This is a genomic window from Methylobacterium sp. J-059 (assembly GCF_022829485.1).
In the GTDB taxonomy this organism is placed as follows: domain Bacteria; phylum Pseudomonadota; class Alphaproteobacteria; order Rhizobiales; family Beijerinckiaceae; genus Methylobacterium.
The window spans coordinates 31703-57118 of the sequence record NZ_JAKSYA010000123.1; the positions used below are offsets into that span (position 1 = coordinate 31703).

Annotated in this window: 27 protein-coding genes; 7 read left to right on the forward strand and 20 right to left on the reverse strand. The window is 69.4% G+C overall.

The window, feature by feature from the left end:
• Window positions 1-90 precede the first annotated feature (90 nt).
• From rplT to MKK55_RS17365, 3 genes are all read right to left on the reverse strand, one after another.
• Window positions 91-468, reverse strand: coding sequence for a 50S ribosomal protein L20 (gene rplT, locus MKK55_RS17355; RefSeq protein ID WP_147725894.1), 378 nt, complete (start codon window positions 466-468; stop codon window positions 91-93).
• 48 nt (window positions 469-516) lie between these two features.
• The gene (gene rpmI / locus MKK55_RS17360; RefSeq protein ID WP_018044555.1) at window positions 517-720 is read right to left on the reverse strand and encodes a 50S ribosomal protein L35; all 204 of its coding nucleotides are present in this window, start codon (window positions 718-720) and stop codon (window positions 517-519) included.
• 218 nt (window positions 721-938) lie between these two features.
• Entirely contained in the window at window positions 939-3104 is a 2166-nt protein-coding gene (locus MKK55_RS17365) for a TonB-dependent siderophore receptor (RefSeq protein ID WP_409566082.1), read from the reverse strand.
• Window positions 3105-3531: 427 nt separating this feature from the next.
• Between MKK55_RS17365 and MKK55_RS17370 the strand changes: the two genes are divergently transcribed.
• Window positions 3532-4665: a glycosyltransferase family 4 protein gene (locus MKK55_RS17370; RefSeq protein WP_147725896.1), complete on the forward strand. Its 1134-nt coding sequence runs from the start codon at window positions 3532-3534 to the stop codon at window positions 4663-4665.
• Window positions 4666-4891: 226 nt separating this feature from the next.
• The gene (locus MKK55_RS17375) at window positions 4892-7210 is read left to right on the forward strand and encodes a glycogen debranching N-terminal domain-containing protein (protein WP_243936880.1); all 2319 of its coding nucleotides are present in this window, start codon (window positions 4892-4894) and stop codon (window positions 7208-7210) included.
• Window positions 7211-7265: 55 nt separating this feature from the next.
• Here MKK55_RS17375 and MKK55_RS17380 read toward each other — a convergent pair whose 3' ends face one another.
• Entirely contained in the window at window positions 7266-7607 is a 342-nt protein-coding gene (locus tag MKK55_RS17380) for a PilZ domain-containing protein (RefSeq protein ID WP_243936786.1), read from the reverse strand.
• A 186-nt stretch (window positions 7608-7793) separates the two neighbouring features.
• Between MKK55_RS17380 and dapE the strand changes: the two genes are divergently transcribed.
• The gene (gene dapE, locus MKK55_RS17385) at window positions 7794-8990 is read left to right on the forward strand and encodes a succinyl-diaminopimelate desuccinylase (protein WP_243936788.1); all 1197 of its coding nucleotides are present in this window, start codon (window positions 7794-7796) and stop codon (window positions 8988-8990) included.
• On the opposite strand, the gene truA is transcribed toward dapE, so the two are convergent.
• The 4 genes from truA to recR form a co-directional block, all read right to left on the reverse strand.
• Complete coding sequence (truA, locus tag MKK55_RS17390; RefSeq protein ID WP_243936791.1) at window positions 8945-9733, reverse strand: tRNA pseudouridine(38-40) synthase TruA; 789 nt, start codon at window positions 9731-9733, stop codon at window positions 8945-8947. The two genes, dapE and truA, sit on opposite strands and share 46 nt — an antisense overlap.
• A 109-nt stretch (window positions 9734-9842) precedes the next feature.
• On the reverse strand, window positions 9843-10772 hold the full coding sequence (gene fmt, locus MKK55_RS17395; protein ID WP_243936794.1) for a methionyl-tRNA formyltransferase: 930 nt from the start codon (window positions 10770-10772) through the stop codon (window positions 9843-9845).
• A 13-nt stretch (window positions 10773-10785) separates the two neighbouring features.
• Window positions 10786-11301 carry a peptide deformylase gene (locus tag MKK55_RS17400; protein ID WP_147725902.1) on the reverse strand — a complete coding sequence of 172 codons (516 nt, stop codon included), beginning with the start codon at window positions 11299-11301 and terminating at the stop codon, window positions 10786-10788.
• Between the two features lie 104 nt (window positions 11302-11405).
• A complete protein-coding gene (gene recR / locus MKK55_RS17405; RefSeq protein WP_147730063.1) occupies window positions 11406-12011 on the reverse strand; it encodes a recombination mediator RecR in 606 nt (201 codons plus the stop codon).
• 348 nt (window positions 12012-12359) lie between these two features.
• On the opposite strand from recR, the gene MKK55_RS17410 reads away from it, so the two are divergent.
• Entirely contained in the window at window positions 12360-13979 is a 1620-nt protein-coding gene (locus MKK55_RS17410) for a phosphoenolpyruvate carboxykinase (protein WP_243936796.1), read from the forward strand.
• A 59-nt stretch (window positions 13980-14038) separates the two neighbouring features.
• On the opposite strand, the gene MKK55_RS17415 is transcribed toward MKK55_RS17410, so the two are convergent.
• Together MKK55_RS17415 and MKK55_RS17420 are read right to left on the reverse strand one after the other, a co-directional pair.
• Window positions 14039-15220 carry a pyridoxal phosphate-dependent aminotransferase gene (locus MKK55_RS17415; protein WP_243936799.1) on the reverse strand — a complete coding sequence of 394 codons (1182 nt, stop codon included), beginning with the start codon at window positions 15218-15220 and terminating at the stop codon, window positions 14039-14041.
• A gap of 110 nt (window positions 15221-15330) precedes the next feature.
• Window positions 15331-15522 (reverse strand): hypothetical protein, encoded by a 192-nt coding sequence (locus tag MKK55_RS17420; RefSeq protein ID WP_147726916.1) that lies wholly within the window; start codon window positions 15520-15522, stop codon window positions 15331-15333.
• 269 nt (window positions 15523-15791) lie between these two features.
• Between MKK55_RS17420 and MKK55_RS17425 the strand changes: the two genes are divergently transcribed.
• Complete coding sequence (locus MKK55_RS17425) at window positions 15792-16067, forward strand: hypothetical protein (RefSeq protein ID WP_147726914.1); 276 nt, start codon at window positions 15792-15794, stop codon at window positions 16065-16067.
• A 22-nt stretch (window positions 16068-16089) separates the two neighbouring features.
• Here MKK55_RS17425 and MKK55_RS17430 read toward each other — a convergent pair whose 3' ends face one another.
• The 6 genes from MKK55_RS17430 to MKK55_RS17455 form a co-directional block, all read right to left on the reverse strand.
• Window positions 16090-17481, reverse strand: coding sequence for an ATP-binding protein (locus MKK55_RS17430; RefSeq protein WP_147842574.1), 1392 nt, complete (start codon window positions 17479-17481; stop codon window positions 16090-16092).
• A 162-nt stretch (window positions 17482-17643) separates the two neighbouring features.
• The gene (locus MKK55_RS17435) at window positions 17644-17853 is read right to left on the reverse strand and encodes a hypothetical protein (RefSeq protein ID WP_147726911.1); all 210 of its coding nucleotides are present in this window, start codon (window positions 17851-17853) and stop codon (window positions 17644-17646) included.
• Window positions 17854-17880: 27 nt separating this feature from the next.
• Window positions 17881-18144 (reverse strand): hypothetical protein, encoded by a 264-nt coding sequence (locus MKK55_RS17440; RefSeq protein WP_147726909.1) that lies wholly within the window; start codon window positions 18142-18144, stop codon window positions 17881-17883.
• 275 nt (window positions 18145-18419) lie between these two features.
• Window positions 18420-18620 carry a hypothetical protein gene (locus MKK55_RS17445; RefSeq protein ID WP_147842575.1) on the reverse strand — a complete coding sequence of 67 codons (201 nt, stop codon included), beginning with the start codon at window positions 18618-18620 and terminating at the stop codon, window positions 18420-18422.
• A gap of 154 nt (window positions 18621-18774) precedes the next feature.
• Window positions 18775-19137 carry a DUF6481 family protein gene (locus tag MKK55_RS17450; RefSeq protein ID WP_147726905.1) on the reverse strand — a complete coding sequence of 121 codons (363 nt, stop codon included), beginning with the start codon at window positions 19135-19137 and terminating at the stop codon, window positions 18775-18777.
• Window positions 19138-19365: 228 nt separating this feature from the next.
• Complete coding sequence (locus tag MKK55_RS17455; RefSeq protein ID WP_147726903.1) at window positions 19366-19575, reverse strand: cold-shock protein; 210 nt, start codon at window positions 19573-19575, stop codon at window positions 19366-19368.
• Between the two features lie 334 nt (window positions 19576-19909).
• Between MKK55_RS17455 and MKK55_RS17460 the strand changes: the two genes are divergently transcribed.
• Window positions 19910-20131, forward strand: a complete 222-nt coding sequence (locus MKK55_RS17460) for a hypothetical protein (protein WP_147726900.1) — start codon at window positions 19910-19912, stop codon at window positions 20129-20131.
• Between the two features lie 110 nt (window positions 20132-20241).
• Here the strand turns inward: MKK55_RS17460 and MKK55_RS17465 are convergent, their stop codons facing one another.
• The 4 genes from MKK55_RS17465 to MKK55_RS17480 all read right to left on the reverse strand — a co-directional run bounded on the left by MKK55_RS17465 (window position 20242) and on the right by MKK55_RS17480 (window position 24587).
• Window positions 20242-21132, reverse strand: coding sequence for an ABC transporter permease (locus tag MKK55_RS17465; protein ID WP_147842576.1), 891 nt, complete (start codon window positions 21130-21132; stop codon window positions 20242-20244).
• A gap of 19 nt (window positions 21133-21151) precedes the next feature.
• Complete coding sequence (locus MKK55_RS17470; protein ID WP_243936801.1) at window positions 21152-22093, reverse strand: ABC transporter permease; 942 nt, start codon at window positions 22091-22093, stop codon at window positions 21152-21154.
• Window positions 22094-22304: 211 nt separating this feature from the next.
• A complete protein-coding gene (locus tag MKK55_RS17475) occupies window positions 22305-23570 on the reverse strand; it encodes a PotD/PotF family extracellular solute-binding protein (protein ID WP_147726894.1) in 1266 nt (421 codons plus the stop codon).
• A 33-nt stretch (window positions 23571-23603) separates the two neighbouring features.
• Complete coding sequence (locus tag MKK55_RS17480; RefSeq protein WP_147842578.1) at window positions 23604-24587, reverse strand: ABC transporter ATP-binding protein; 984 nt, start codon at window positions 24585-24587, stop codon at window positions 23604-23606.
• A 328-nt stretch (window positions 24588-24915) separates the two neighbouring features.
• Here MKK55_RS17480 and ribH point away from each other — a divergent pair, with 328 nt between their 5' ends.
• A complete protein-coding gene (gene ribH, locus MKK55_RS17485) occupies window positions 24916-25404 on the forward strand; it encodes a 6,7-dimethyl-8-ribityllumazine synthase (RefSeq protein WP_147727573.1) in 489 nt (162 codons plus the stop codon).
• Window positions 25405-25416: the final 12 nt, after the last annotated feature.

A 25416-nucleotide genomic window follows, 5' to 3' on the forward strand; every position in this document is an offset into this window, starting at 1 on the left:
TCGTGGTCACAGGGTGTGCGAACATGACGAAGGCGCGGCGCTCCCCGAGGGAGCCCCGCGCCTTTCGCCGGTTCGTCGCTCGGATGAGGCTCAGGCGGCCTTGGCGGACTGAGCGGGCAGGGCGGCCTTGGCCTTCTCGACCACGACGGCGAAGCTCGCCGGCTCGTGGATCGCGAGGTCGGACAACGCCTTGCGGTCGACCGCGATGCCGGACTTCGCCAAGCCGTCGATGAAGCGCGAATAGGTCAGGCCGTGCTCGCGGACGGCAGCGTTCAGGCGCTGGATCCAGAGGGCGCGGAACGTGCGCTTCTTGTTCTTGCGGTCGCGGTAGGCATACTGCATGCCCTTCTCGACCGCCTGCTTGGCGATGCGGATCGTGTTCTTGCGCCGGCCGTAATAGCCACGGGCGGCCTTGAGGACTTTCTTGTGCTTGGCGTGACTGGTCACGCCGCGTTTGACGCGGGCCATGGTGTATCTCCTGGATCGAAAAAAGCAGTCTCGGCGGTCGTGAAGGGCTTACCGGCTGTTGGGCAGGAAGTACTTCTTCACGTTGGCGGCATCGCCCTCGAACAGGGTGGTGGTGCCGCGCAGGTTGCGGATCTGCTTCGTCGTCCGCTTGATCATCCCGTGGCGCTTGCCGGCCTGGGCGTACATGACCTTGCCGGTCCCGGTGATCTTGAAGCGCTTCTTGGCGCCCGATTTGGTCTTCAGCTTGGGCATTTGGCTCTCCGCTGCGCGAAACCCCAGCCGTCCGACGATGGCCGGAGGGGTGCGCTCGATGGATGCTTCTGGTGGAGCAGCATGAACCGCCACGGCAGCCCTAACCGGCCGGGCGGTTCCACGCGGAGCGGCTTATGGCAGAAACCGCGCGCCGCTTCAATGCCTTCGCGGATGCCTGATCGGCCCCGCCGTCCCGAGCGACGCGTCCGGGGCTCGGCTCACAGCTTGGCCGTGATCGTGGCGAGCACCGAGAGCGGCGCGCCCGGGGCGTTGTTGAACGGGTTGAACGGCTGCTCGATGTAGCGCCGGTCGGTGAGGTTGCGGGCATTCAGCGAGAAGCGGGCGTGCTCGTCGAGATCGTAGAACACGGCCGCGTCGAGGCGCGCATAGCCGCCGACGGAGTAGCTGTTGTTCAGGTCGCCGGTGCGCCGCCCGACATAGGTGATGCCGCCGCCGACGGTCCAGCCGCGCAACGGGCCCTCCTGGAACTGGTAGGTCGACCACAGGCTGGTGCTGAAGCTCGGCACGCCGATCAGGCGGTTCCCGACGACGTAGACGTCATCCTTGGTGATCCGCGCATCGAGGTAGCCGACGCTGCCAATGACCTTCCAGCCCGGCAGGATCTGGCCAGCCAGATCCGCCTCGACGCCCTGCGAGCGCTGCTCGCCGGTGATCACCGAGAAGCCGGTGTTGACGGGGTCGGCGGCGGCCACGTTCTGGCGGGTGATGCGGAAGGCGGCCGCGCTCAGGGTCAGGTCCGGCGTGAGGTCGAGGCGGCTTCCGACCTCGACCTGGTCCCCGGTCTCGGGCGTCGGGTTCGAGACGTTGAGGACGTTGGCGGTCTGCGGCTTGAACGACGTCGTGTAGCTCGCATAGAGCGTCAGCGGATCGAACGGCCGGTAGACGAGGCCGACTCGCGGCGAGGTCCCGGACAACGCCAGGTCCGGTGGGATCGTGCGCGAGGTCGGCGTCCGGTTGAAGTAGAACTGCGTTCCGGTGTCGTAGCGGACCCCGATCAGCACCTGCAGGCCGTAGCCGAGGTCGACCTGATCCTGGAGGTAGAGGCCGTAGAGCTCGCTTCTCTGGCGGAGGTCGCCCTGCAGCGCCGTGCCGACGATGGCCGAGCCGAAGCTCGGCGTGAGGAAGCTGATCGACGGATAGCCGGTGCTCTGCGTCGTGTAGGAATGGCGAAAGCCGTCGGTGTACTCGAACCCGACCAGCACGGTGTTGCGCAGCTCGAACAGGTCGAACTTCGCGACCATCTCGGTCTGGCTGTCGATCGAGGCATAGGCCGAGCGGACCGCGGTCTCGCGCCGTGACACGGTCCTGTTGTTGTCGGTCAGGCCCGTCGCACGGGTCGCGACGAGATCGAAGGCGCCGCCCTGGGCGCTGAAGACCTCGCGTAGGGTGATGGACTCGTTCACGTCGTGCTCGATGCGGAGCACGCCGAAATTCGCCGTGGCGTTGTAGCGGCTGAAGGGCTCGCCGTAGTAGCGGCCGATGTCGTCGAGGGGGGCGCGTCCGTTCCGGGCGATCAGTCCCTCGTCGTACTGGGTGTCGGTGCGGGTGAACTCGCCGAGGAACGACACGCGGGTGTCGGGAGACGGGTTCCAGGCGAAGGCCGGCACCACGAAGGTGCGGGCATTGTCGCGATCGCCGTAGTTGCGGAAGGTCGGGTCGGACTGTCCCGCGAAGCTGATGCGGGCCGCCAGGCCCTCGACGCCCGGGATGGCGCTCGACACCGAGCCCTGCACGCGCCGGAAGCCGAAGCTGCCGCCCTGGATGCTGAGGTCGCCGGACGGGACGAGCGTCGGCTGCCGGGTGACGATGTTGATCAGGCCGCCGGGCTCGCCGCGGCCGTACAGCACCGAGGCCGGTCCCTTCAGCACCTCGATGCGCTCCACGTCGGCGAGGTCGCGCTGGACGGTGTAGAAGTTGCTCGCCTGGTTCAGCAGGATGCCGTCGATGGCGTAGGTCTGCGTGGCGAAGCCGCGGATGATGAAGGTCTCGCTGCGGCCCTGCAGGGTGCCGCCCGGCTGCACGTTGCTGACGTTCTGCAGCGCGTCGCCGAGCCGAACGTCCTGCTGATCCACCAACACGTCGCGCGGCACCACCTGGACGGATTGCGGCGTATCGGCCAGCGGCGTGTCGGTGCGCGTGGCCGTCGCCGAGCGCGTGGCGCGATAGCCGACCACCGGTCCGCCCGCCCGCTCGCCGCCCGTGCCGGTCACGCTCAGCTCGGACAGGACGACCTCGTCCGTGGCCGGGCCGGCCAGTGCTGGGACCGGGGATGCGACACCCGCCAGCAGGCCGGCCACCGCGGCGAGAAAGCAACCGATGGTTTCATGACGGGGCCGTCTCGCATCTCCACCATCACCGACCATGGTTTTCGCTCGCGCTCGGATATTCGAAGCCGATCGGCTCCGCGCAATCCTTGAGCGATGGCGTGCGGTGCTTGCAATGATCTCAACGCGGAAAGCGGTCGACGGATATGATCCTTCCGGAGGCGTCGCCGAAAGGCCACAACATCGATTTGTAATACTTCAAAGCTGCTCGTTACGGTTTCGATTCTTGTGCGCGCCGCGGATCGCCATGTCCGCCGGCGTCCCGGTCCACGGGGCTCACGGCTCGATCGGGCATCGCGGGCCGACCGGTCGTCGAGGATACCGGGGACAAGTCCCGGTGGAGACGACGAAGCGCTGCCTTTGCACCGCACAAGGAACCATAACCTTGGCCGTGGGTTTCGTTCATGTCCCACTCAGCCCGGGTCGGGTTAGATCCCCGAAACGCAGGCTACTCAGGAGACCTTTCGTGCGCATTGCCCAGATCGCCCCGCTCTCGGAAGCCGTACCGCCCAAGTTCTACGGCGGCACAGAGCGCGTCGTCAGCTGGATCACCGAAGAACTGGTCCGCCAGGGCCACGACGTCACCTTGTTCGCGAGCGGCGATTCCGAGACGTCCGCCAAGCTCGCGGCCTGCACGCCCGAAGGTCTGCGTCTTCTGGGCTATCGCGATCATACCGCGAGCCATCTCGCGATGCTGCACCAGGTTCATCGTCGGGCGCACGAGTTCGACATCCTGCATTTTCACATCGATCTGCTTCAGTATCCCATGTTCGAGGATCTGAACCACAAGTGCATCACCACGATGCACGGTCGCCTCGACGTGCCGGACTTCATGCCCGTCTACAAGACCTTCACCGGGATGCCGCTGGTGTCGATCTCCGACAACCAGCGCGAGCCGATGCCGCCGAACGTCAACTGGCTGTCGACGATCCATCACGGCCTGCCGGCCCAGAACTGCCCGTATTCCCCCGAGGCCAAGGGCGGCTACCTCGCCTTTCTCGGCCGCATCTCGCCGGAGAAGCGCCCGGACCGCGCCATCGAGATGGCGATCCGCTCCGGCACGCCGCTGAAGATCGCCGCCAAGGTCGACAAGGCCGATCAGGATTACTGGGACGAGGTCATCGAGCCGATGATCCACCACCCGCTGATCGAGTATATCGGCGAGATCAACGAGGAGCAGAAGAAGGAATTCCTCGGCAACGCCCTGGCGCTCGCCTTCCCGATCGACTGGCCGGAGCCCTTCGGCCTGGTGATGATCGAGGCGATGTCGGCCGGTACCCCGGTGATCGCCTTCCGCAACGGCTCCGTGCCGGAGGTGATCGCCGACGGCGTCAGCGGCGTGCTGTGCGAGACCATGGACGACGCGGTCGCCGCGGTGGCCAAGGTCAAGACCATGAGCCGCGCCGGCGTCCGCCGCCACTTCGAGACCGCGTTCACCGCCGAGTGCATGGTCAAGAAGTACGTCGCCGCCTACGAGGAACTGCTCGCCGCCCGCGATTCGGTGATCGCCCTGCCGACCGCCTCCGCCTTCGCCCCGCATTACGGCGAGATGAACGGCTCGGCCCGCCCGGCGATCTCGATCGCCGCGATGCCGGCCTGATCCGGTCGCGGCGGGCCTCGCCCGCCGCCGCATCCGGCACTCGGCTTGCAAGGGCCGCCCAAGGGCCGTCGAAGCGGCGCGGGCAGGGTTTTCTCCGTCCTCGCCCCGTCGTACAAACGGCTCAATCAGACGGTCACCAGGGCCGCCGTATCGCAAAGGCGCGATCCGGCGGCCCTTTCGATTCGCATTCCAGGATGCGCGGAGCAGGTCACGCATGGCGGACACGATGACGGCAAAGGCGCAGCCCGGCAGCGAGGCGCAGCAGAAGATTCCGCGCGGCTTCCAGGATGCCGACGAGGTGCTTCCGCAGTACCACATCGAGGCGCAGACCTCGCTGGTGGACCGGCCGCTGCGCTCGCTCAAGTTCGGCGAGGCCTTCGCCGTGCTGGATTCGTTCGGCGACATCGGCGTGCAGCCCGGCCCGGAAGGCCTGTACTTTCAGGATACGCGCTACCTGTCGCGCCTGCACTTCACCATCGAGGGCCAGCGCCCGCTGATGCTGTCCTCGGTGATGCAGGACGACAACGGCGCACTCTCGGTCGACATGACGACCCCCGACATCCGCCTCGACGGCGGCGACGAGATTACGCTGGCGCGCGAGATCATCGCGATCGAGCGCACGAAATTCCTGTTCCGCGGCGCCTGCTACGACCGGATCGGCCTGCGCTCCTACGATTCCCGCCAGCGCACCCTGCGCATCGAAGTGACGTTCGATGCCGATTACCGCGACCTGTTCGAGGTCCGCGGCACGGCGCGCACCAGCCGCGGCAAGCGCGCAGTGCAGGTCGCGAGCGACCAGGAGGTGCAGTTCCGCTACGTCGGCCTCGACGAGATCGTGCGCACCACCGCGCTGCATTTCGGGCCCAAGCCGAAGCTGCTCGAGCCCGGCCGTGCCGTCTTCGAGGTGACTCTGGCGCCCGAGGGCCGTGCCTCGCTGTTCGTCCGCGTGGTGTGCGAGGCGCATCGCGCCTTCACCAGCGCGCCGTCCGCCGAGAAGACCGGCGAGGATGCCGCCGCCGCGCTCTCGCTCGCCTCGGGCAGCACCGCGGTGCGGCCGCCGAAGGGCCTCGACGAAGGCATGGTCTTCGCCCGCGCCTACCGCGACGCGCGGCGCGACCTGCGCGAGCTGACCGCCGGCATCACCACGATCATCTCGTCGAACGACCAATTCAACGAGGCCGCCTGCCGCGCCACCGCCGACCTCTACATGCTGGCGAGCCGGACGCCCGAGGGCATCTACCCGTTCGCCGGCATCCCCTGGTACTCCACGGTGTTCGGGCGCGACGGCATCATCACCGCGATGATGGCGCTGTGGATCGATCCGAAGTTCGCCAAGGGCGTGCTGCGCTACCTCGCGGTGACGCAGGCCAAGACCGTCGATCCGGCCGCCGACGCGCAGCCGGGCAAGGTGCTGCACGAGACCCGCCGCGGCGAGATGGCGATGCTCGGCGAGGTGCCGTTCCGGCACTATTACGGCACCATCGACGGCACGCCGCTCTTCGTGATGTTGGCCTGGGACTATTACGCCGTCACCGGCGACCGCGAGACCATCACCCGGATCTGGCCCGCGCTCGAGCTCGCGCTGGCCTGGATGAACGAGTACGGCGACCGCGACGGCGACGGCTTCGTCGAGTACGCCCGCGACACCGACAAGGGGCTGGAGAACCAGGGCTGGAAGGACAGCCACGATTCGATCTTCCACACCGACGGGCATCTGGCCAAGGGCCCGATCGCGCTGTGCGAGGTCCAGGGCTACGTCTACGCCGCCAAGAACGGCATGGCCAAGCTCGCTGCGATGCTCGGTCACGACGCCATGGCCGAGAGCCTAACGCTCGAGGCGAACGACCTGCGCGAAAAGTTCGACGCCGCGTTCTGGAACGCCGAGATCGGCACCTACGCGCTGGCGCTCGACGGCGAGAAGCGCCAATGCGCCGTGCGCTCGTCCAATGCGGGCCACGCCCTGTTCACCGGCATCGCCAAGCCCGAGCGGGCGGCGCAGGTGGCGGCGACGCTGCTGTCGAAGGACGGCTTCAACGGCTGGGGCGTGCGCACGATCGCCCGCGGCGAGGCGCGCTACAACCCGATGTCGTACCACAACGGCTCGATCTGGCCGCACGACAACGCGATCATCGCGATGGGGCTCGCCCGCTACGACCTGAAGCACGAGGCCGCGCGCATCTTCCAGGGCATGTTCGAGACCGCCTTGTACCAGGACCAGAAGCGGTTGCCGGAGCTGTTCTGCGGCTTCATGCGCCGGCGCCAGCGCGGGCCGGTCTCCTACCCGGTGGCGTGCAGCCCGCAGGCCTGGGCCGCGGCGGCGCCGTTCGCCTTCCTCTCGGCCTGCCTCGGGCTGGAGCTCGATCACGCGCGCAACCGCGTCCGCCTGCGCAACCCGATCCTGCCGGCGTTCCTCGACGGGGTCTCGCTCTACAACGTGCGCCTGGGCGATTCGCGGGTCGACCTGCGGTTCCAACGCCACGGCGGCGACGTCACCGTCAGCGTCACGCGTCGCCTCGGCGATGCACAGGTGGCGGTGCTGAAGTAGCCGCCGCGCGTGGGTCTCGGAGCGCGAGGCGGCGGTCGCCTCGCGCAGCCGCGCATCATTCCGGATGCGGCTCGCCGTCGGGCTTCGGAAGCGTCAGCACCACGCCGGCGAAGTCTCCGCGCTGCCACTTGCGCGCGACCGGATAGGCATGGTCGTACCCGGGCACGGTGAGGGCGAAGCCCAGCGGCAGGCGATGGCGGCGCGAGATCGCGAGCTTCGCGCCCGCGACCGACATGTCGCGGATCACGCAGGCATGGGTCGTCCCGTCGGGACAGGTGATCGTCGCCGGGATCATCACCGTGTGGCGGCCCCCGCCCGATCGCTTCTCCGGCGGAGGCTCCATCAGGCTGAGATGGTTGCGGGAAGCGGCGAGCTCGGACCACGCCTTCGCAACCATGCCGCGATGCTCCTATCCTGCCGCGGCCCTTGCGGTGCGGTGCCTGTTCCTGCTCCGGGTTGTCGTAAGCTCGGTTTCTCAAGAAGGGTTGAAGATGCAGCCGCCGTCCTCCGCCATCGCGCCGACGGATCCACACCGTCACGGTAGCTCCGCGGGCGAGGCCTCGGTGATCGTTGAGGTGTCGGCGTGAGCGCCGAGGCGAGCCCGCTCGACCTGGCGCAGGCGCTGCTGCGCTGCCCCTCGGTGACCCCGGAGGAGGGCGGGGCGCTTGCGCTGCTCGACCGGATCCTCACCGCGGCCGGGTTTGCCGTCTCGCGGCCGGTCTTTTCCGAGTCCGGCACGCCGGACGTCGAGAACCTCTATGCCCGGATCGGCACCGGCGCGCCCTGCCTGCTGTTTGCCGGCCATACCGACGTGGTGCCGCCGGGAGACGCCGCCGCGTGGCGAAGCGGCCCGTTCGCGGGCGCGGTCGCCGACGACGTTCTCTACGGGCGCGGCGCCGTGGACATGAAGGGCGGCATCGCCTGCATGCTCGCCGCCACGCTCCGGTTCCTGCAGGCGCGCGGCCCGGGTCTTCCCGGCTCGATCGCCTTCCTGATCACCGGCGACGAGGAGGGACCGGCGGTCAACGGGACCGTCAAGCTGCTCGACTGGGCGAAGGCCCGGGGCGAGCGCTTCGACCATTGCCTGCTCGGCGAGCCGACGAACCCGAGCACCCTAGGCGAGATGATCAAGATCGGGCGGCGCGGCTCGCTCACCGGCAAGCTCACCGTCCACGGGCGGCAGGGCCACGTCGCCTACCCGCACCGGGCCGAGAACCCGATCCCGGGCATGCTGCGCCTCGCCTCGGCGCTGGCCGCGGACCCGCTCGACGGCGGCACCGCGCATTTCGACGCCTCGAACCTCGAGTTCACGACGATCGACGTCGGCAACCCCGCGACCAACGTCATCCCGGCCGACGCGCGGGCGGTGTTCAACATCCGCTTCAACGAGGGATGGGACGCGCAGACGCTCGCCGCCGAGATCCGCCGCCGCCTCGACGCGGCCGCCGGCGGCACGGTCCGCTACGCCCTCGACCTCGCGCCCTCGAACTCTCCGGCCTTCCTGACCCAGCCCGACGCCTTCGTCGCGCTCGTCTCCGACGCGATCGAGGCCGAGACCGGGCTGCGTCCGAAGCTCTCGACCACCGGTGGCACCTCGGACGCGCGCTTCATCAAGGATTTCTGCCCGGTCATCGAGTTCGGCCTCGTCGGCGAGACCATGCATCAGGTCGACGAGTGCGTGCCGGTCGCCGACCTCGACCGCCTGACGGCGATCTACGGCCGGATGCTCGACGCCTACTTTCCGGCGTCGGGCCAGACGGGTGGGCCCTCGGCGGGATAATCCACGCCGACGAAGCACAGCCCGCAGGCGGGCGCCATCGGGCCGCAGCGGCTGCGGTCGCGCGAGGCCAGGATGTCGGCGACGCCGGCCGCATCGAGGCGTCCGCTTCCGGCGAGCATCAGCGTGCCGACCATGCTGCGGACCTGATGGTGCAGGAAGGAGCGGGCGTGGGTCTCGACCACGATCTCCTCCATCGATCCCATCTTACGGCGGGCGACGTCGAGGCGGTCGAGGGTGCGCACCGGGCTGTTGGCCTGGCACTCGGCGGCGCGGAAGGCGGTGAAGTCGTGCAGGCCGAGCAGGCTCTGCCCGGCCGCGTGCATCGCCGCTGCATCGAGCGCCCAAGGCACGTGCCATACTTGGCCGCCGGTGAAGGTCGGCGGGCTGCGCCGGTCGAGGATGCGGTAGCGATAGTGCCGCCGGATCGCCCAATGCCGCGCGTTGAAGTCGGGGGGGACGATCTCCGCCGAGAGGATCGAGACCGGCACCCGGCGTAGATGCGCGTTCAGCGCGTCGCGCACCACGTCCATCCGCCACGCCTTGGCGAGATCGAGATGGGCGACCTGATGCGTCGCATGCACGCCGGAATCGGTGCGCCCGGCGCAGGTCAGCCCCTGCGTCTCGCCCGAGAACCGCGTCACCGCCGTCTCGATCGCGCCCTGCACGCTCGGCGCGTCGGCCTGTCGCTGCCAACCACGGAAGGGCGCGCCGTCGTACTCGATGACGAGCTTGTAACGCGGCATCAGGGTGGGCTCTGCGGGTGAGCGGAGGACGCGCCTTTCCCTCCCCCCCTGCGGCGCAGGGTACCTTCCCCCGCAGAGGGGGGAGGGAACGGGCGGTTGTCGATTTCCCTCATTCGAAACGCGCGCCGGCAATCACCCGCGCCCCGCGCAGGAACTCCGCGCCGCTGGCGCTGCCGCTCTTTCCGGCGCGTCGGACCTCCAGGATCCGCACGGCGCCCGAGCCGCAGGCGACCGTGGCGTCGGCGTCGAGGAGCGTTCCGGCGACGCCCGATCCGGTGGCGGGCAGAGCCCGGAGCACCTTCACCCGCTCGGCGCCCTTCCCGAGGTCCACCTCGAAATAGGCGCCCGGGAACGGGCTCAACCCGTTGATCTGCGCCGCGACCGCGTCGGCATCCCGGGCCCAGTCGATCCGCGCCTCGTCGTTGGTGATCTTCCTGGCGTAGAGCACGCCGTCCTCAGCCTGCGGCCGGAAGGTCAGAGTGCCGGCGTCGAGCTCCTGCAGAGCTTGCGCCATCAGGTCGGCGCCCGCCGGCATCAGCGCGTCGTGCAGGTCGCCCGTGGTCATGCCGGGGCGGATCGGGATGCAGGCTTCCAGCGCCACCGGCCCGGTGTCGAGGCCGGCTTCCATCCGCATCACGCCGACGCCGCTCATCCCGTCGCCCGCCATCACCGCGCGGTGGATCGGCGCCGCCCCGCGCCAGCGCGGCAGCAGCGAGCCGTGCAGGTTGAGGCAGCCGTGGCGCGGCGCGTCGAGGATCGCCTGCGGCAGAAGCATGCCGTAGGCGACGGCAACGGCGACGTCGGCCCGGTGGCGCGCGAAGGTCTCGGCGGCCTCGGCGTCCTTAAGGGTCGACGGGGTCAGGACCGGCAGGCCAAGCCGGTCCGCGAGCGCATGGACGGGGGAGGGGCGCAGCGCCATGCCGCGCCCGGCCTTCGCCGGCGCGCGGGTGTAGACCGCCGCGATGGCGTGGCCGTCCTCGGAAAGACGCGCGAGCGTCGGCACCGCGAAATCCGGGGTGCCCATGAAGACGACGCGCATGTTCGGTGTCCGATCAGGCCGCGTCGCGCTTGGCCGCCTTGGTGAACTTCTTCACGATCCGGTCGCGCTTGAGCTTCGACAGGTGATCGATGAACAGCACGCCGTTGAGGTGGTCGATCTCGTGCTGGATGCAGGTGGCGAGCAGGCCGGACGCCTCGATCTCCTGCATCGCCCCGTCGAGGTCCCGGAACCGCACCCGCACCTTGTCCGGCCGCGTGACCTCGCCGTAGACCTCGGGGATCGAGAGGCAGCCCTCGTCGTAGACCCGCGTCTCCTCGGAGGCCCAGACGATCTCGGGATCGAGGAAGATCTGCGGGTTGCGCACGCCCTCCTCCTTGGAGGTGTCGATGGTCACCATCCGCTTCGTCACGCCGATCTGGATCGCCGCGAGGCCGACGCCGGGCGCGTCGTACATCGTCTCGAGCATGTCGTCGGCGAGGGTGCGGATCTCCTTCGTCACGGGGCCGACCGGCTCCGACGGCAGGCGCAGGCGCGCATCGGGCAGGATCACGAGGGGACGGATCGTCATGGCTCGACCGGGTGACGGGGCAGGTGGCGGGGCGGGCGTGTCGCCGGAATAGGATGCGGGGGGAGGGCGGTCAAATGCCCGCGCCGCCGCCGCCGCGGCAGGTCCTAGAACGCCGTGCGGCTGCGGATCGCCGCCGTCAGCGTGCCCTCGTCGAGATAGTCGAGCTCGCCGCCGACCGGCACGCCGTGGGCGAGCCGCGTCACCGTCAGGCCGAGGTCCTTGATCGCATCGGTGACGTAGTGGGCCGTGGTCTGCCCGTCGACCGTGGCGTTCAGCGCGATGATGATCTCCTTCACCTCCGGCCGGGCCGCCCGCTCCACGAGGCTGGCGATGTTGAGGTGCTCGGGCCGGACCCCGTCGAGGGCCGAGAGCACGCCGCCGAGCACGTGGTAGCGCGCCTGCACCGCGCCCGAGCGTTCCAGCGCCCAGAGATCGGACACGTCCTCGACCACGACCAGCAGCGTCGGGTCGCGCGACGGGTCGCTGCAGATCGTGCACGGATCGCAGGTGTCGACGTTTCCGCATTCGCGGCAGACGACGATGCGCTCGACCGCGACCCGCATCGCGTCGGCCAGCGGCGCGAGCAGCGTGTCCCGCTTCTTGATGAGCTGCAGGGCCGCCCGCCGGGCGGAGCGGGGCCCTAGGCCCGGCATCCGCGCGAGCAGCTGGATCAGGCGCTCGATCTCGGGGCCGGCGACGGCTTGCGGCATGAACGGTTCGTTTTCCTGGGCGGGGCCTGGGCGGGGCCGGGTCGGGGCGGGAGCGCCCATGCGATACCGCCGAACGCGGCCGGGACGAAGGCGGCGTGGGGTCCCACGCGGCGGCGATGCGATGCGCTCGGGTGAACGGTTTCCGGCCCCCTGACAAGCGGCCCTCGTCTGTCCCCCTCCACCCTTCGTCCAAGTTGACGGCGAAAGCTTGCCGCCTATCCAAGACGAGCCGGGAGCGGCGAACCTGCGTGCGGCGGTCCTGTACGACCGCACGGACGCTCCCATGATCCGGCGCCTGGCGCGCCCGGAGCAGCGACGCGGCGCGAGCAGGGGCCCGGGAGAGAGACCTTGAGCAACATCGGCGATCATAACGCGGCCCACGGCGCGGAGGCGATCGGCCTGCGCAACCTGAAGGCCGTGCACTGGAACCTCGAGGCCCCGCGCCTCTACGAGGAATCCCTCGCCCGCGGCGAGAGCCGCCTGGCGCGCGGCGGCGCGCTGGTGGCGACCACCGGCACCCATACCGGGCGCTCGCCCAAGGACAAGTTCGTGGTGCGCGACGCGAGCACCGAGAACGAGATCTGGTGGGAGAACAACGGCGCGATCACGCCCGACCAGTTCGCCGCCCTGCTCGCCGACTTCCAGGCCCACGCCGAAGGCCGCGAGCTGTTCGCGCAGGACCTATACGGCGGCGCCGACCCGGCGCACCGGGTGAAGGCGCGGGTGTTCTCGGAATTCGCCTGGCATTCGCTCTTCATCCGCAACCTGCTGATCCGGCCGCCGCGCGCCGAGATCGCGGCCTACGTCCCGGACATGACGATCATCGACCTGCCGAGCTTCCAGGCCGGCCCGGCCCGCCACGGCTGCCGCTCGAAGACCGTCATCGCCATCGACTTCACCCGCAGGATCGTGCTGATCGGCGGCTCGGCCTATGCCGGCGAGATGAAGAAGTCGGTCTTCACCTACCTGAACTACATCCTGCCGGGCGCCGGGGTGATGCCGATGCACTGCTCGGCCAACGCCGCCCTCGACGCCGAAGGCGGCTCGGCGATCTTCTTCGGGCTGTCGGGCACCGGCAAGACCACGCTCTCCAACGATTCCTCGCGCAAGCTGCTCGGCGACGACGAGCACGGCTGGAGTTCGGACGGGATCTTCAACTTCGAGGGCGGCTGCTACGCCAAGACCATCCGGCTCTCGCGCAACGCCGAGCCCGAGATCTACGCCACAACCGAGCGCTTCGGCACGGTGATGGAGAACGTGGTGATCGACCCCGAGACCCGGATCCCGGATTTCGACGACGCCTCGCTCACCGAGAACACCCGCTGCGCCTACCCGCTCGACTTCATCGCCAACGCCAGCGACACCGGCCGGGCCGGGCACCCGAAGAACATCGTGATGCTGACCTGCGACGCGTTCGGCGTGATGCCGCCGATCGCCAAGCTCACCGGTGCGGAGGCGATGTACCACTTCCTCTCCGGCTACACCGCCAAGGTCGCCGGCACCGAGCGCGGGCTGACCGGGCCCGAGGCGACGTTCTCGACCTGTTTCGGCGCGCCGTTCATGCCGCGCCACCCGAGCACCTACGGCAACCTGCTGCGCGACCTCATCGCCCGGCACGACGTCGATTGCTGGCTCGTCAACACCGGCTGGACCGGCGGCGGCGTCGGCACCGGGCGGCGGATGCCGATCCGCGTCACCCGCCGGCTGCTCACGGCGGCGCTCGACGGCTCGCTGTCGAAGACCGAGTTCCGGCGCGACCCGTATTTCGGCTTCGCGGTGCCGGTCTCGGTGCCCGGCGTCGAGCCGCACATCCTCCAGCCGGTGAAGACCTGGGCCAACAAGGCGGCCTTCGCCGAGACGGCGAGCCGGCTCGTCGGCATGTTCAAGGAGAACTTCAAGCGCTTCGAGCAGCACGTCGACGCGGACGTGCGCGCGGCCGAGCCGAACGCGCAGGCGATGGCGGCCTGAGGGGCTCGGGTCTTCCCTCCCCCTTGGGGGGAGGGAAGGGTACGCGTCCGACCGTCGCCTCAGCCCGGCTTGCGCTCGCTCAGGAACGTCTTCATTCGCTCGAGCGCGCGCAGGATGTTCTCGGCCGAGTTGGCGTAGGACAGGCGGATGTAGCCCTCGCCGTGCACGCCGAAATCCGGGCCGCCGATGACGGCGACGCCGGCCTCCTCCAGCAGGGTCGAGGCCAGGGCCTTGGCCTTCCAGCCGGTGCGGCCGACGTTCGGGAATGCGTAGAACGCGCCCTTCGGCACGATGCAGGAGACGCCGGGTAGGTCGTTGAGGCCGTCGACCACGATCGTCCGCCGCCGGTCGAACTCGGCGACCATCTCGGCCACGCAATCCTGCGACCCGTCGAGCGCGGCGATGCCGGCCCACTGCGTCGCCGCGTTGACGCAGGAATGGGCGTTGACCGCGAGCTTGCGCGCCGCCTCGTAGAGCGGCTTCGGCCAGACCGACCAGCCGAGCCGCCAACCGGTCATCGCGTAGGTCTTCGAGGCGCCGTCGAGATAGATCAGCCGGTCGCGGATCGCTTCGTACTTGAGCAGCGAGTGATGCGTCTGCCCGTCGTAGGTCATGGTGCCGTAGATCTCGTCCGACATCACCGCCACGCCGGGGTGGTCGGCGAGCCCCTTCACCAGGGCGTCGATCTCGGCCTTCGGGGTCACGCCGCCGGTCGGGTTCGCCGGCGAGTTGACGATGAGCAGCCGGGTCCGCGGCGTGATCAGCGCCAGGGTCTCCTCGGCCGAGAAGGCGAAGCCGTTGGCCTCGCGGATCGGCACCGGGACCGGCGTCGCGCCGGTGAACTCGATCATCGAGCGGTAGATCGGGAAGCCGGGGTCGGGATAGAGGATCTCGGCGCCGGGCTCGCCGAACATCAGGATCGCCATGAACATGGTGACCTTGCCGCCGGGCACGATCATCACGCTTTCGGGTGAGACCTCGACGCCGTGGCGCCGGTGGATGTCGCGGGCGACCGCCTCGCGCAAGGGAAGGATGCCGGTGGCCGGCGTGTAGCCGTGATGGCCGTCGCGCAACGCCTGGATGCCGGCCTCGACGATGTGGGCCGGGGTCGGCATGTCGGGCTGGCCGATGCCGAGATTGATGACGTCGCGCCCCTGGGCCGCCAGCGCGTTGGCCCGCGCGAGGACGGCGAAGGCGTTCTCCTCGCCGATGCGTCCGAAGGCCGGAACGATCTGCATCATGGAAACGCCCTCATGATTCGCGCAGCCGAGCCTCGCGATTGCCCGGCGCGCCGTCCTGCCCGGAACGAAGCCTGCTCCCTGCACGCCGCGTGCCGGGAGGGACGCAGCGCTCAGTTCTTGGAGCGCTCGGCCAGCTTGCTCGCGCCGAACGACAGCGCCACGGCGATGACGGCCAGGATCACGAAGGTCTTCACCGACGCGTAGAACAGGGCCGGCTCGATGCCGGTGTCGGTGTAGAGCACGAGGCCGATCGCGGCGAGCGGCAGCGAGATCAGGATGAAGAGCGGAACGAGCGGGTTCATGAACGGCACTCAGGTCGTGCGGGGCGGCGGCGCAGCCCTCGCGCTTGGACGGATCGCTCGTCCTTAGCATCCCGGCGTGGCCGTGGGGACACCCTGCGCACCGTTTTTTTGCCGCGCGATGGAGCCTGGCCGCAGTTCGGATCGACAAATATCGGCGGGGTAGCAACGCGGACATTTTTACGAGATCGATCGGTGTTGCTAAGAAAGACGCAAGTCTCGGCGTTTATGTTCGCCCCTAACAAGGGGAAACCGAATTGATGCGCTCACCTGTGTCGAAGCCGCGCTCGATCATGTCGGATCGCGCGCAGATTGACGCGCTGGTGCTGCAGATCGGCAGGCTGGTCCGTCATCGCGGCTACGTCCGTACGAACGTCGCCAGCGCGATGCTGCTCAAATATCTTCCCTCCGACGCCGGGTACGACTGGAGGGGCGAGGCAGGATTGCAGGTCCGTTTCCACGAGGCCGGCCTGGACCTGAAGACCCTGGAATACCTCCTCACGAGCGCCCGTCTCGAGATCACGCACATCCAGGAACGCGCCCGCTGACGAGCCTCGGGCGGCGCGGCCCTCACGCCGGCACCCGCACCGTCGCCCGCAGGCCGCCGAGCGGGCTGTCGTGGAGCGAGACGTCGCCGCCATGGGCACGGGCGATGTCGCGGGCGATCGACAGGCCGAGGCCCGAGCCGCCGGCATCCTGCCGCGCATCGTCGAGGCGCACGAACGGCTTGAACACCTCCTCGCGGCTCTCGAGCGCGATGCCCGGGCCGTCGTCGTCGATCGAGACGAAGAACGCCCGCGCCTCGGCCCGGCCGGAGATCGCCACCGTCTCGCCGTAGCGCGCGGCGTTGGCGGCGAGGTTGAACAGGCAGCGCCGGAACGCGTCCGGCCGGACGGTGACCGAGGGCGACCCGGCCAGCTCGAAATCCGAGACCTGGGCGCCCAGGCGCTCGACGTCGGTGCGCAGGTCCTCCAGCAGGGCGCGCATGTCGGTCGGCGCCGCGTTCTCGGCCGAATCACCGCGGGCGAAGGCGAGGTAGCCTTCCAGCATCCGGCTCATCTCGTCGACGTCGCGCGAGAGCTCGTCGATCTCCGGGGTCTGCTCGATCAGGGCGAGCGAGAGGCGGAACCGGGTGATGATGGTGCGCAGGTCGTGGCTCACGCCGTTGAGCATCGTCGTGCGCTGCTCCATCGCCCGCTCGATGCGGCGCTTCATCTCGATGAAGGCGTGGCCGGCCTGGCGGACCTCGCGGGCGCCGCGGGGGCGGAACTCGATCTCGCGGCCCTTGCCGAAGCCCTCCGCCACCGCGGCCAGCCGCAGGATCGGCTTGATCTGGTTGCGCAGGAACAGGATCGCCACGCCGAGCAGCACCATCGACGAGCCGATCATCCAGACCAGGAAGATGTGCGAGTTCGAGGCGTAGGCCTGCGAGCGGCGGGCGGTGATGCGCATCACCCCGTCGGGGATCGCGACGCGGATCTCGATCAGGTTCGAGCGCCCGACGGTGTCGATCCAGAACGGCCGGCCGATCTGCCGCTTCAGCTCGTCCGACAGCGCCTCGTCGAGGATCGAGAAGAACGGCCGCGGCCCCGGCGGCGGGATCTTGGCCCCCTTCAGGATGTCGAGGTCGAGGTTCAGCCGCTCGCCGGCGATGCGCGAGAGCGTCTCGGCGTCCTTGTCCTGGGGATAGACCTCGTAGATGTCGATCAGGGCCGCGACGTCGGCGGTGACGGCCGAGGACAGGCGCTTGGTCACCAGCTGCCAGTGCCGCTCCATGAAGGTGTAGGCGATCACCGATTGCAGCAGCACCACCGGGGCGATGATGATGATCAGCGAGCGGGCATAGAGCCCCTTCGGCAGCAGGTCGCCGATGGCGCGGGCGAGCCGCTTCCACAGGGTGCGCGGGCCGCCCAGCCGGCGCTGGGCCGGGCGACGCACGGTCGCGAGGTCCGGCGCGGTCATGCCGGGCACCGTGCGGGGCGGGGTGCTGTCGTGCCGGGGAATGTCGGGGCCGGCGGGAGGCGGCGCATCGGGCGAAGGTCCGGGCGGAGGCCCCGGAAGCGGGACGTCCGTCTTATGCCACTGCCGACGCGCCGCTCCAACGCGCGCTCGGTCCGACGCCGATCAGGATGCCGGCGCCGAGCAGCACGAGGCGGCCGTCAGGCCGTCCTCGCGCACCTCGTGCGTACCGGCCTCGGTGCTGCGGATCCGATAATTCGGCGCGCCCGCCTCGGCCGGCAATAGGCCGATCACCTCGAAGATGCGGTTGCCGTTTCGCGCCGCCGCGAGGTCGCGGCGACGCACGAGCTGCCCGAGATGAAACTTGTGGCCCATGTCGTGCTCTCCCACTGTCGCGCTCCCTTACGCGACGCGGGGCGGCTTCGGTTTCGCTTCGGGGATCGGCGAACGCGAGAGACTGAGGATCGTCCGCTGCGGACGCCCCGACTTCTGGGCGATCTCCTCGTCCTGTGCCGAGATCACCTCGCGGGCCGGCTCGTCGCCGTCGAGACCACCGAGGATCTCCATCGGGACGCGGCGGTTCGAGGCTTGCGAACCGTCCTCGTAGACCACGTCGAACAGCACGGAGCCTCGCTCCTGCGGCCTTTGCCTGGTGCGCTTACTCATTGCCTGCTTGGGGTTGGGGTCAACGTGAAACGCCGCCCAGGGATGGAACGGCTCCCGATCGATGGGCGGACCGGGGCGGGAGACGCCACCCGGCCCGTCAGCGGGAGCCGCATGCGGCTGGCGAGAAGGGCCTCGGCCGGCATCGAGGCTGAGATGGCGCAGGTCCGCGCGTTTGGCAACGCACGGCACGTCCGCGCGCCTTGCAGACGTCCGCGCGCGAGAAGCCGAAGGCGTTGGGGCCGTGTGCGGCGACCGCTCGCAGCCGCCGTGGCGCATCAGCCGGCGAGGGAGAGCTCGCTCTCGTTGGCGGCGCGCTCGCCGGCCGAGGACTTGATCCGGTAGCAGGGCTCGCCGGTCCGGTCCTCGGGCATCAGGCGGACGATCTCGCACAGCAGGCCCGAGGCATCGTCCTTGACGGAGCCGAAGCCGCCGCGCGACTGACGGACACGCTGGCCGAGCTTGAACTTGTGGGACATCGTACATCACTCCTGATCGCCGCGACGCCGGCTGCCGGACCCGGGGCGGGTGCGACGTTCGAAGTGACGGATTCGGCTGGGTCGGGTGGCGCCGGCCCGCCCGCCGCGGCCTGAGCCGCGTCGGTTGGATCGCCGCCGGGGCTCGGCTGCGGGCCTACTTGCGCGCGCGCAGCTTGCGCGCCGCGAAGCGGGCGTCGCGTGCCTCTTTCTGCTCGGCGGCCAGGGCGGCCTGACGCTCGGCCTTCTCGGCGGCGATGCGCAGCACCTCGGCAGCCTCGAACTCGCGCTGGGCCTTCGCCTCGGCGACGCGCTGGATCTCGGCGGCGACCCGGGCGGCCTCGCGCTCCTTGTTGCGCTCCTCGCGGGCCTCGATCACGGCCTGACGCTCGGCCTGGCGGGCGACGACGGCGGGATCATCGGCGGCCGGCCGCGAACGATAGCGCGCCAGCATCGCTTCCCGCGCCTTCGCAGCGGTCTCGAGCCGGTCGGAGAACTGGTTGTCCTTGGATTGATTCACACAAGATCCTTATGCGCCACCGGCCCCATGCCGGCTGCGGTCAGACAGGTCGGACCGAATCGCAAGGCTCGCGGCCCATGACGCTCGGCGGATGGCGGCCGCCCCGCCGTGGCGGGACGCGGTCGGCGATGAGACTCGCTCATCGCGCTTCGGTCGCAACGCTCCGAAAACGCGCGAAGCCGTCCCGGGTGGGACGGCTTCGACGACGATCCGAGGCGAACTCGGTGCTCAGGCGGCCTGGAGGCTGCCGGCGGACTGCTTGCCGCTACGACGATCGGTCTCCATCTCGTAGGAGATCTTCTGGCCTTCGGTCAGGCCGCGCATTCCGGCGCGCTCCACAGCCGAGATGTGCACGAAGACGTCCTTGCCGCCGTCATCCGGCTGGATGAAGCCGAAGCCCTTCTGATCGTTGAACCACTTGACGGTGCCGGTGCTCATAGAAAATTCCGTATCTTATCAGTCGTCATAATTCGACCGGCGCATGTGAATCACGCGCCAGGTCGCGGGTCGTCGAAATGTGGGAGAAAATCAGCGCACGTCCATTACGGACGGAACGGCCGGATATCTGGCCAGAGATCGATGTTGTACTTTTTGCACACTCGGCGACATTTAGCAAACACCGCGTGCGACAAACACGAAAGCGCGCGTCTCGATCCGAGAACCGCACGGTGGGTCGACGGCAAATCGTTCGGCGGGAATGCGGGAAAGCGTGCTAGGCTCGGGTCATGCCCGCCACGCGCTCGTGCGGACGGTCTCTTCCTTCGAGGTGGACATGGCGCGCATCCCCGAGACCGGTGACTCCTCCGTCGTTTCGATGGCGGAATACGACAAGCGCGCCAAGCGGATCTCCGGAAACACGAGCGAGATCGCCGAGGACCTGAAGAAGAGCCGCCAGGCGACGAGCCTTCGCCTGATCGAGACCGCCGAGCGCAAGGCCTCGACCCCGCGCCTGACGCTCGTCGGCTCCGGCGAGGAGCCGGCCGGCACCGACTGATCGGCCCTTGGCGCGATCGGAGCGGCCGGACGTATCAGCAAGCCCGCGCGACGCGTTCGCGGGGGCTGAACGTACGATCCCGAAGGCATCGCGCGATCGCGGACGAGCCGCTACGGCAGCGCCAGGCTGCGGCGGGCCCGGCGGCGCTGCAGCCACAGGCTCGCCGCGAGCGCCGTGCCGATCACCACGGCCGACACCGCCGTCGTCAGGCTTCCCAGAGCGTAGATCTCCGGCGTCGTCACCGTGGTGGTGAGACCCTGGAGCTCGAGCGGCAGGGTGTTGCGCCCGCCGATCGCCTGGCTGGTGCGGGCGAGCTCGTCGAAGGACAGGGTGAAGCCGAACAGGGCGACGCCGACCAGGGCCGGCGCCAGGATCGGGACCACGACGTGGCGCAGCGTCTGCGCTCCGGTCGCGCCGAGGTCGCGGGCGGCCTCCTCGTAGGCCGGATCGAACCGGTTGAAGACCGCGAACATGATGAGAAGGCCGAAGGGCAGCGTCCAGGTCAGGTGCGCCCCGAGCGCCGAGGTGTAGAGCCCCATGGCGGTGCCGTGGTCCTGCAGCCATCCCCAGCCGGTGGCGGCCGCCAAAGCGTTGATCGCGTCGTCGACCAGACGGAACTCGAGGCCGATCCCGAGGGAGACCACGATCGAGGGCACGATCAGGCTGGCGACCGCGATGGCGAACAGGGCGTTGGCGCCGCGAAAGCCCTTGCGGAAGGCGAGGCCCGCGAAGAACGCCAGGACGACGGTGAGCGCCATCACCACGAAGCCGAGGCGGAGCGAGCGCCCGAACGCCGCCCAGATGTCGACGATGCCGCCGCCGGCCCAGAGCTTGGCGAACCAGTGCGTCGAGACGCCGTTCATCGGAAACGTCAGGCCGCCCTGCGGACCCTGGAAGCTCAGCGCCAGGATCGTCAGGGTCGGGCCGTAGAGGAACAGCACGTAGAGCGCGAAGAACGCCGCCAGCGCGGCGAAGGCCAGGCCTCGGGGACGATCGCTCACGCTGAAGGCTCCGTCATGGTCAGAGTTCCCGCCGCAGGTCGATCACCCGGGTGAGCCCGAGGATCATCATCAGCACGGCGGCGAGCAGCACCACGGCGTTGGCGGCCGCGGCCGGGAACTGCAGGTACGACATCTGCACCTGGATCACCTTGCCGACCGACGCGATCTGCTGGCCGCCCATCACGCCGACGGTGACGAAGTCGCCCATCACGAGGGTGAGCACGAAGATCGTCCCGATGGCGATGCCCGGCTTGCACAGGGGAACGATCACGCTCCACAGCGTCTGCCACCCCGTGGCCCCGGCATCGTAGGCCGCCTCGATCAGCGACCGGTCGATCCGCGCCATGCTGTTGAAGATCGGCACGATCATGAAGACCGTGTAGAGGTGCACGAAAGCCAAGGTCACCGCGAAGTCCGAGTACAGCAGACCCTCGATCGGGCTCCCGATCACGCCCATCCCCTGCAGAGTGTCGTTGACGAGGCCGTTGCGCCCGAGCAGCGGAATCCACGAGATCATGCGGATCACGTTCGAGGTCCAGAACGGGATCGTGCACAGCAGGAACAGCCCCATCTGCACGGTGCGCGAACGGACGTGGAAGGCGAGGAAGTACGCGACCGGGAACCCGATCAGCAGCGTGAAGGCCAGCGTCAGCGCGCAGAACTTGAGGGTCGAGAGATAGGTCCGCGCCGTGGTGCACGGGTCCGCGAGGTTGCCGCAGCCCTCGAACACGTCGCGGTAGTTCTGCAGCGTGAAGGCTGGGATGATCTCGTACTCGTTGTACTCCCAGAAGCTGACCATCAGCGTCAGCAGGAGCGGGATCGCGAGGAAGACCAAGAACACCAGCGCCATCGGCGCGGCCTGAAGATAGGCGAGGGGCCGCCGGCGGCGGGCCGGGGCGGCCTCGGCCCGAACCGAATTCGCCGGCACGTCGGCGAGGGCAGGAAGCGCAACGTCGCTCATCGCGAGCCCTCCGACCGATGCAGCGGGCGCCGTTCCCTTCCGCGTCCGCGGGCGACCGGTTCCACGGCGCCTGTCCTCGAATCGCGGGTTCCCTCTCCCCTTCGGGAGAGGGGGCAGGGCGATGCTTCGAACGATCCATGCATAGACGATATGCCGAAGTGCGTGAGCACCATGGACTCGGCGAACGAGGGGCGCGGCGTAGCCATCGTCCTCACGCCGCGATGAACTCGTTCCACTTGCGGACCATGTAGGTGTTCTCGTCCATGACCGCGTTCCAGCAGGCGACCGCGCCCATGCGGGCCTCAAAGGAGCCGCCGTCGCGGGTGGCGCCGGCCTTCTCGAGCAGGCCGCCGTCGGGGCCGTGGATGTCCTTCTCGGCGGGCTTGCCCTCCATCCAGTAGGCCCACTCGTAGGGCTCCATCTGGGTCTTGGCGGTCTCGGGCACGGCGGAATAGTAGCCCTGGCGGTTGAGGTAGGCGCCGGCCCAGCCGGAGAGGAACCAGTTGACGAAGTCGTAGGCCGCGTCGAGCTTGCGGCCGGTCAGCGTCTTCGGCAGGCCGAAGCCCGTGGCCCAGGCGCGGTAGCCTTCCTTCAGCGGCTGATAGGTGCAGGCGACCCCCTGCGTGCGCACCTTGGTGACGGCGGGCGACCACATCGACTGGATCACCGTTTCGCCGGACGCCATCAGGTTCACGGATTCGTTGAAGTCCTGCCAGAAGGCGCGGAACTGGCCGGCGCGTTTGGCCTCGATCAGCAGCTTGATCGTGCGGTCGATCTCCGCCTTCGTCATGTTGCCCTTGTCGGCGTAGGTGTAGTCGCCGGTGGCCTCCACCACCATCGCCGCGTCCATGATGCCGATGGAGGGGATGTTGAGAATCGAGGCGCGGCCCTTGAATTCCGGGTTCAGCAGCTCCTTCCAGCTGGTGATCGGGCGCTTGATCAGGTCCGGGCGGATGCCGAGCGTGTCGGCGTTGTAGGTTGTCGGGATCAGGGTGATCCACTCGGTCGGCGACGACGCGAAGGTCTTGCCCGTCTGGCCTTCGAGGTAGAACACCTTCTTCGGCGCGGTGCCCTGGTCGCCGATCGCCTTGCCGGCGATCTCGCCCTTGGTGAAAATCGGGGTGATCTTGTCGGCGTTCTTGATCCGGCGCGCATCCATACCGAGGATGTTGCCCGAGGGGACGATCTTCTTCAGGCTGAAGAACTCTGTGTCGATCAGGTCGAAGGAGTTCGGCTGCGTCACCGCGCGCTTCGTCACCTCGTCGGTGACGACCGGGATGTACTCGATCGTGATCCCGAGATCCTCCTTCACCTTCCGGGCGATGTCGCCGGACTGGTTCACGGCGGTGCCGAGGTAGCGCAGCGTCACCGGCTCGGCCGCGTGGACGGCGGGAAACCCGGTGATCGGCCCGGCCGCGAGGGCGGTGCCGGCTCCCTGGAGCAGCGTGCGCCGCGTGAATCTGATGCCGTTGGTCATCGTCGTCCCTTTCTTTTCTTGATGCCGGTCGCGTCAGGCGTCCAGGCGGTGCGCGGCGGCGGGGTCCCAGCCGAGCGCCACGCGGTCGCCCGGCGCCAGCGGACGGCCGGCGAAGGTCGCGTCGTCCACGACCGCGCTCAGCCCGCCAGGCTCGGTCATCCCGTCCGCCTCGAGCGCCACCTGCACGCTGGCGCCCTGGTACTCGACCGCGAGGACGCGGGCCTGCACGGCGCCGTCGCCGGCCTCGGCCCCGAGCCGCATCCGGTCGGCGCGCACCGCGACCTTGCCCTCGGGCAGGGCGATGACGTTGTGGCCGCCGATGAAGCGGGCGACGAAGGCCGAGGCCGGCCGCTCGAACACCGTGCGCGGGTCGCCGGCCTGCTCGATCTTGCCGCCGTTCATCACCACGACGAGGTCGGAGAGCGCCATCGCCTCCTCCTGGCTGTGGGTGACGTGGATGAAGGTGAGGCCGAGCTCGGCCTGGATGCGCTTGAGCTCCACCCGCATCCGCACCCGGAGGAACGGGTCGAGGGCCGAAAGCGGCTCGTCGAGGAGCAGCACCTTCGGTCCGGTGACCAGCGCGCGGGCGAGCGCCACGCGCTGTTGCTGCCCGCCCGAGAGCTGCGCCGGAAGCCGGTCGGCGAGGTGCCCCATTTGCACGAGGTCGAGCATCGCGTCGGCCTTGGCGCGGCGCTCGGCCTTCGCGACGCCGCGCATCCTGAGCGAGAACGCGACGTTGTCCCGGCAGGTCAGGTGCGGGAACAGCGCGTAGCTCTGGAACATCATCGCCGTGCCGCGCTCCGCGGGCGGCGCGTCACCGACGGCGCGCGGGCCGATCACGACCTCGCCGGCGCTGACCGCCTCGTGGCCGCCGATCATCCGCAGCGTCGTGGTCTTGCCGCAGCCCGACGGGCCGAGCAGGCAGCAATAGGCGCCCGACGGGATTTTCAGGTCGATCGCATCGACGGCGAGGGTCGCGCCGTAGCGCTTGGTCAGCCCGATCAGCTCGACGTTCATGCGGTTCCTTCGCCCGGCACCCCTGCGGCGAAACCGGGGAGCAAGCCGCGGGCCATCCCGGCCACGCCGATGCCGGGAAAACGATGCGCCGCCTGCCGCGTCGCGCTCGGGCCCGGGGAATCGGGCATATGCACTCGGTCGCATGGACCCGGGCGCATGGAAGCGATGCCCTGCCCGCAGGCGGCCCCGTGCGGGCGCGCTTGTGGCGGCGGCCGCTTCGGTCTAACCCTCGCTGCCCCGAACACCCTGGATGCGAGACGGCCGGAGACGGCGCGTCGGTCAGCGCCCGCCGCCCGCGCGGCGGGTCCGCCGGAGTCCCACGAGTCCCATGTACATCGAACGCAAGGACGCGCCCGCGTCCCCGAAAACGCCCGGCGCCCGGGTCCTCGTGGTCGAGGCGCGCTTCTACGACGGCCTGTCCGACGACCTGCTCGAAGGCGCCCGCGCCGCCATCGCGGCGGCCGAGGCCGAGGCGACGGTCGTGACGGTGCCGGGCGCGCTCGAGATTCCGGCGACGGTGGCGATCCTGCTCGCAGCGGCCGAGACGGCCGGCACGCCCTACGACGCCGTGGTGGCTCTGGGCTGCGTCATCCGCGGCGAGACCGGGCATTACGACATCGTCGCCGGCGAGAGCGCGCGCGCGCTGATGGACCTGTCCGTCGACCTGCGCCTGCCGCTCGGCAACGGCATCCTGACGGTGGAGAACGAGGCTCAGGCCCAAGCCCGTGCCCGCGTCTCCGAGATGAACAAGGGCGGCGGCGCGGCCGAGGCGGCACTCGCGGTGCTGGCGCTCAAGCGCGCGGCCGCCGCTGCATGAGAGCCTGACGAT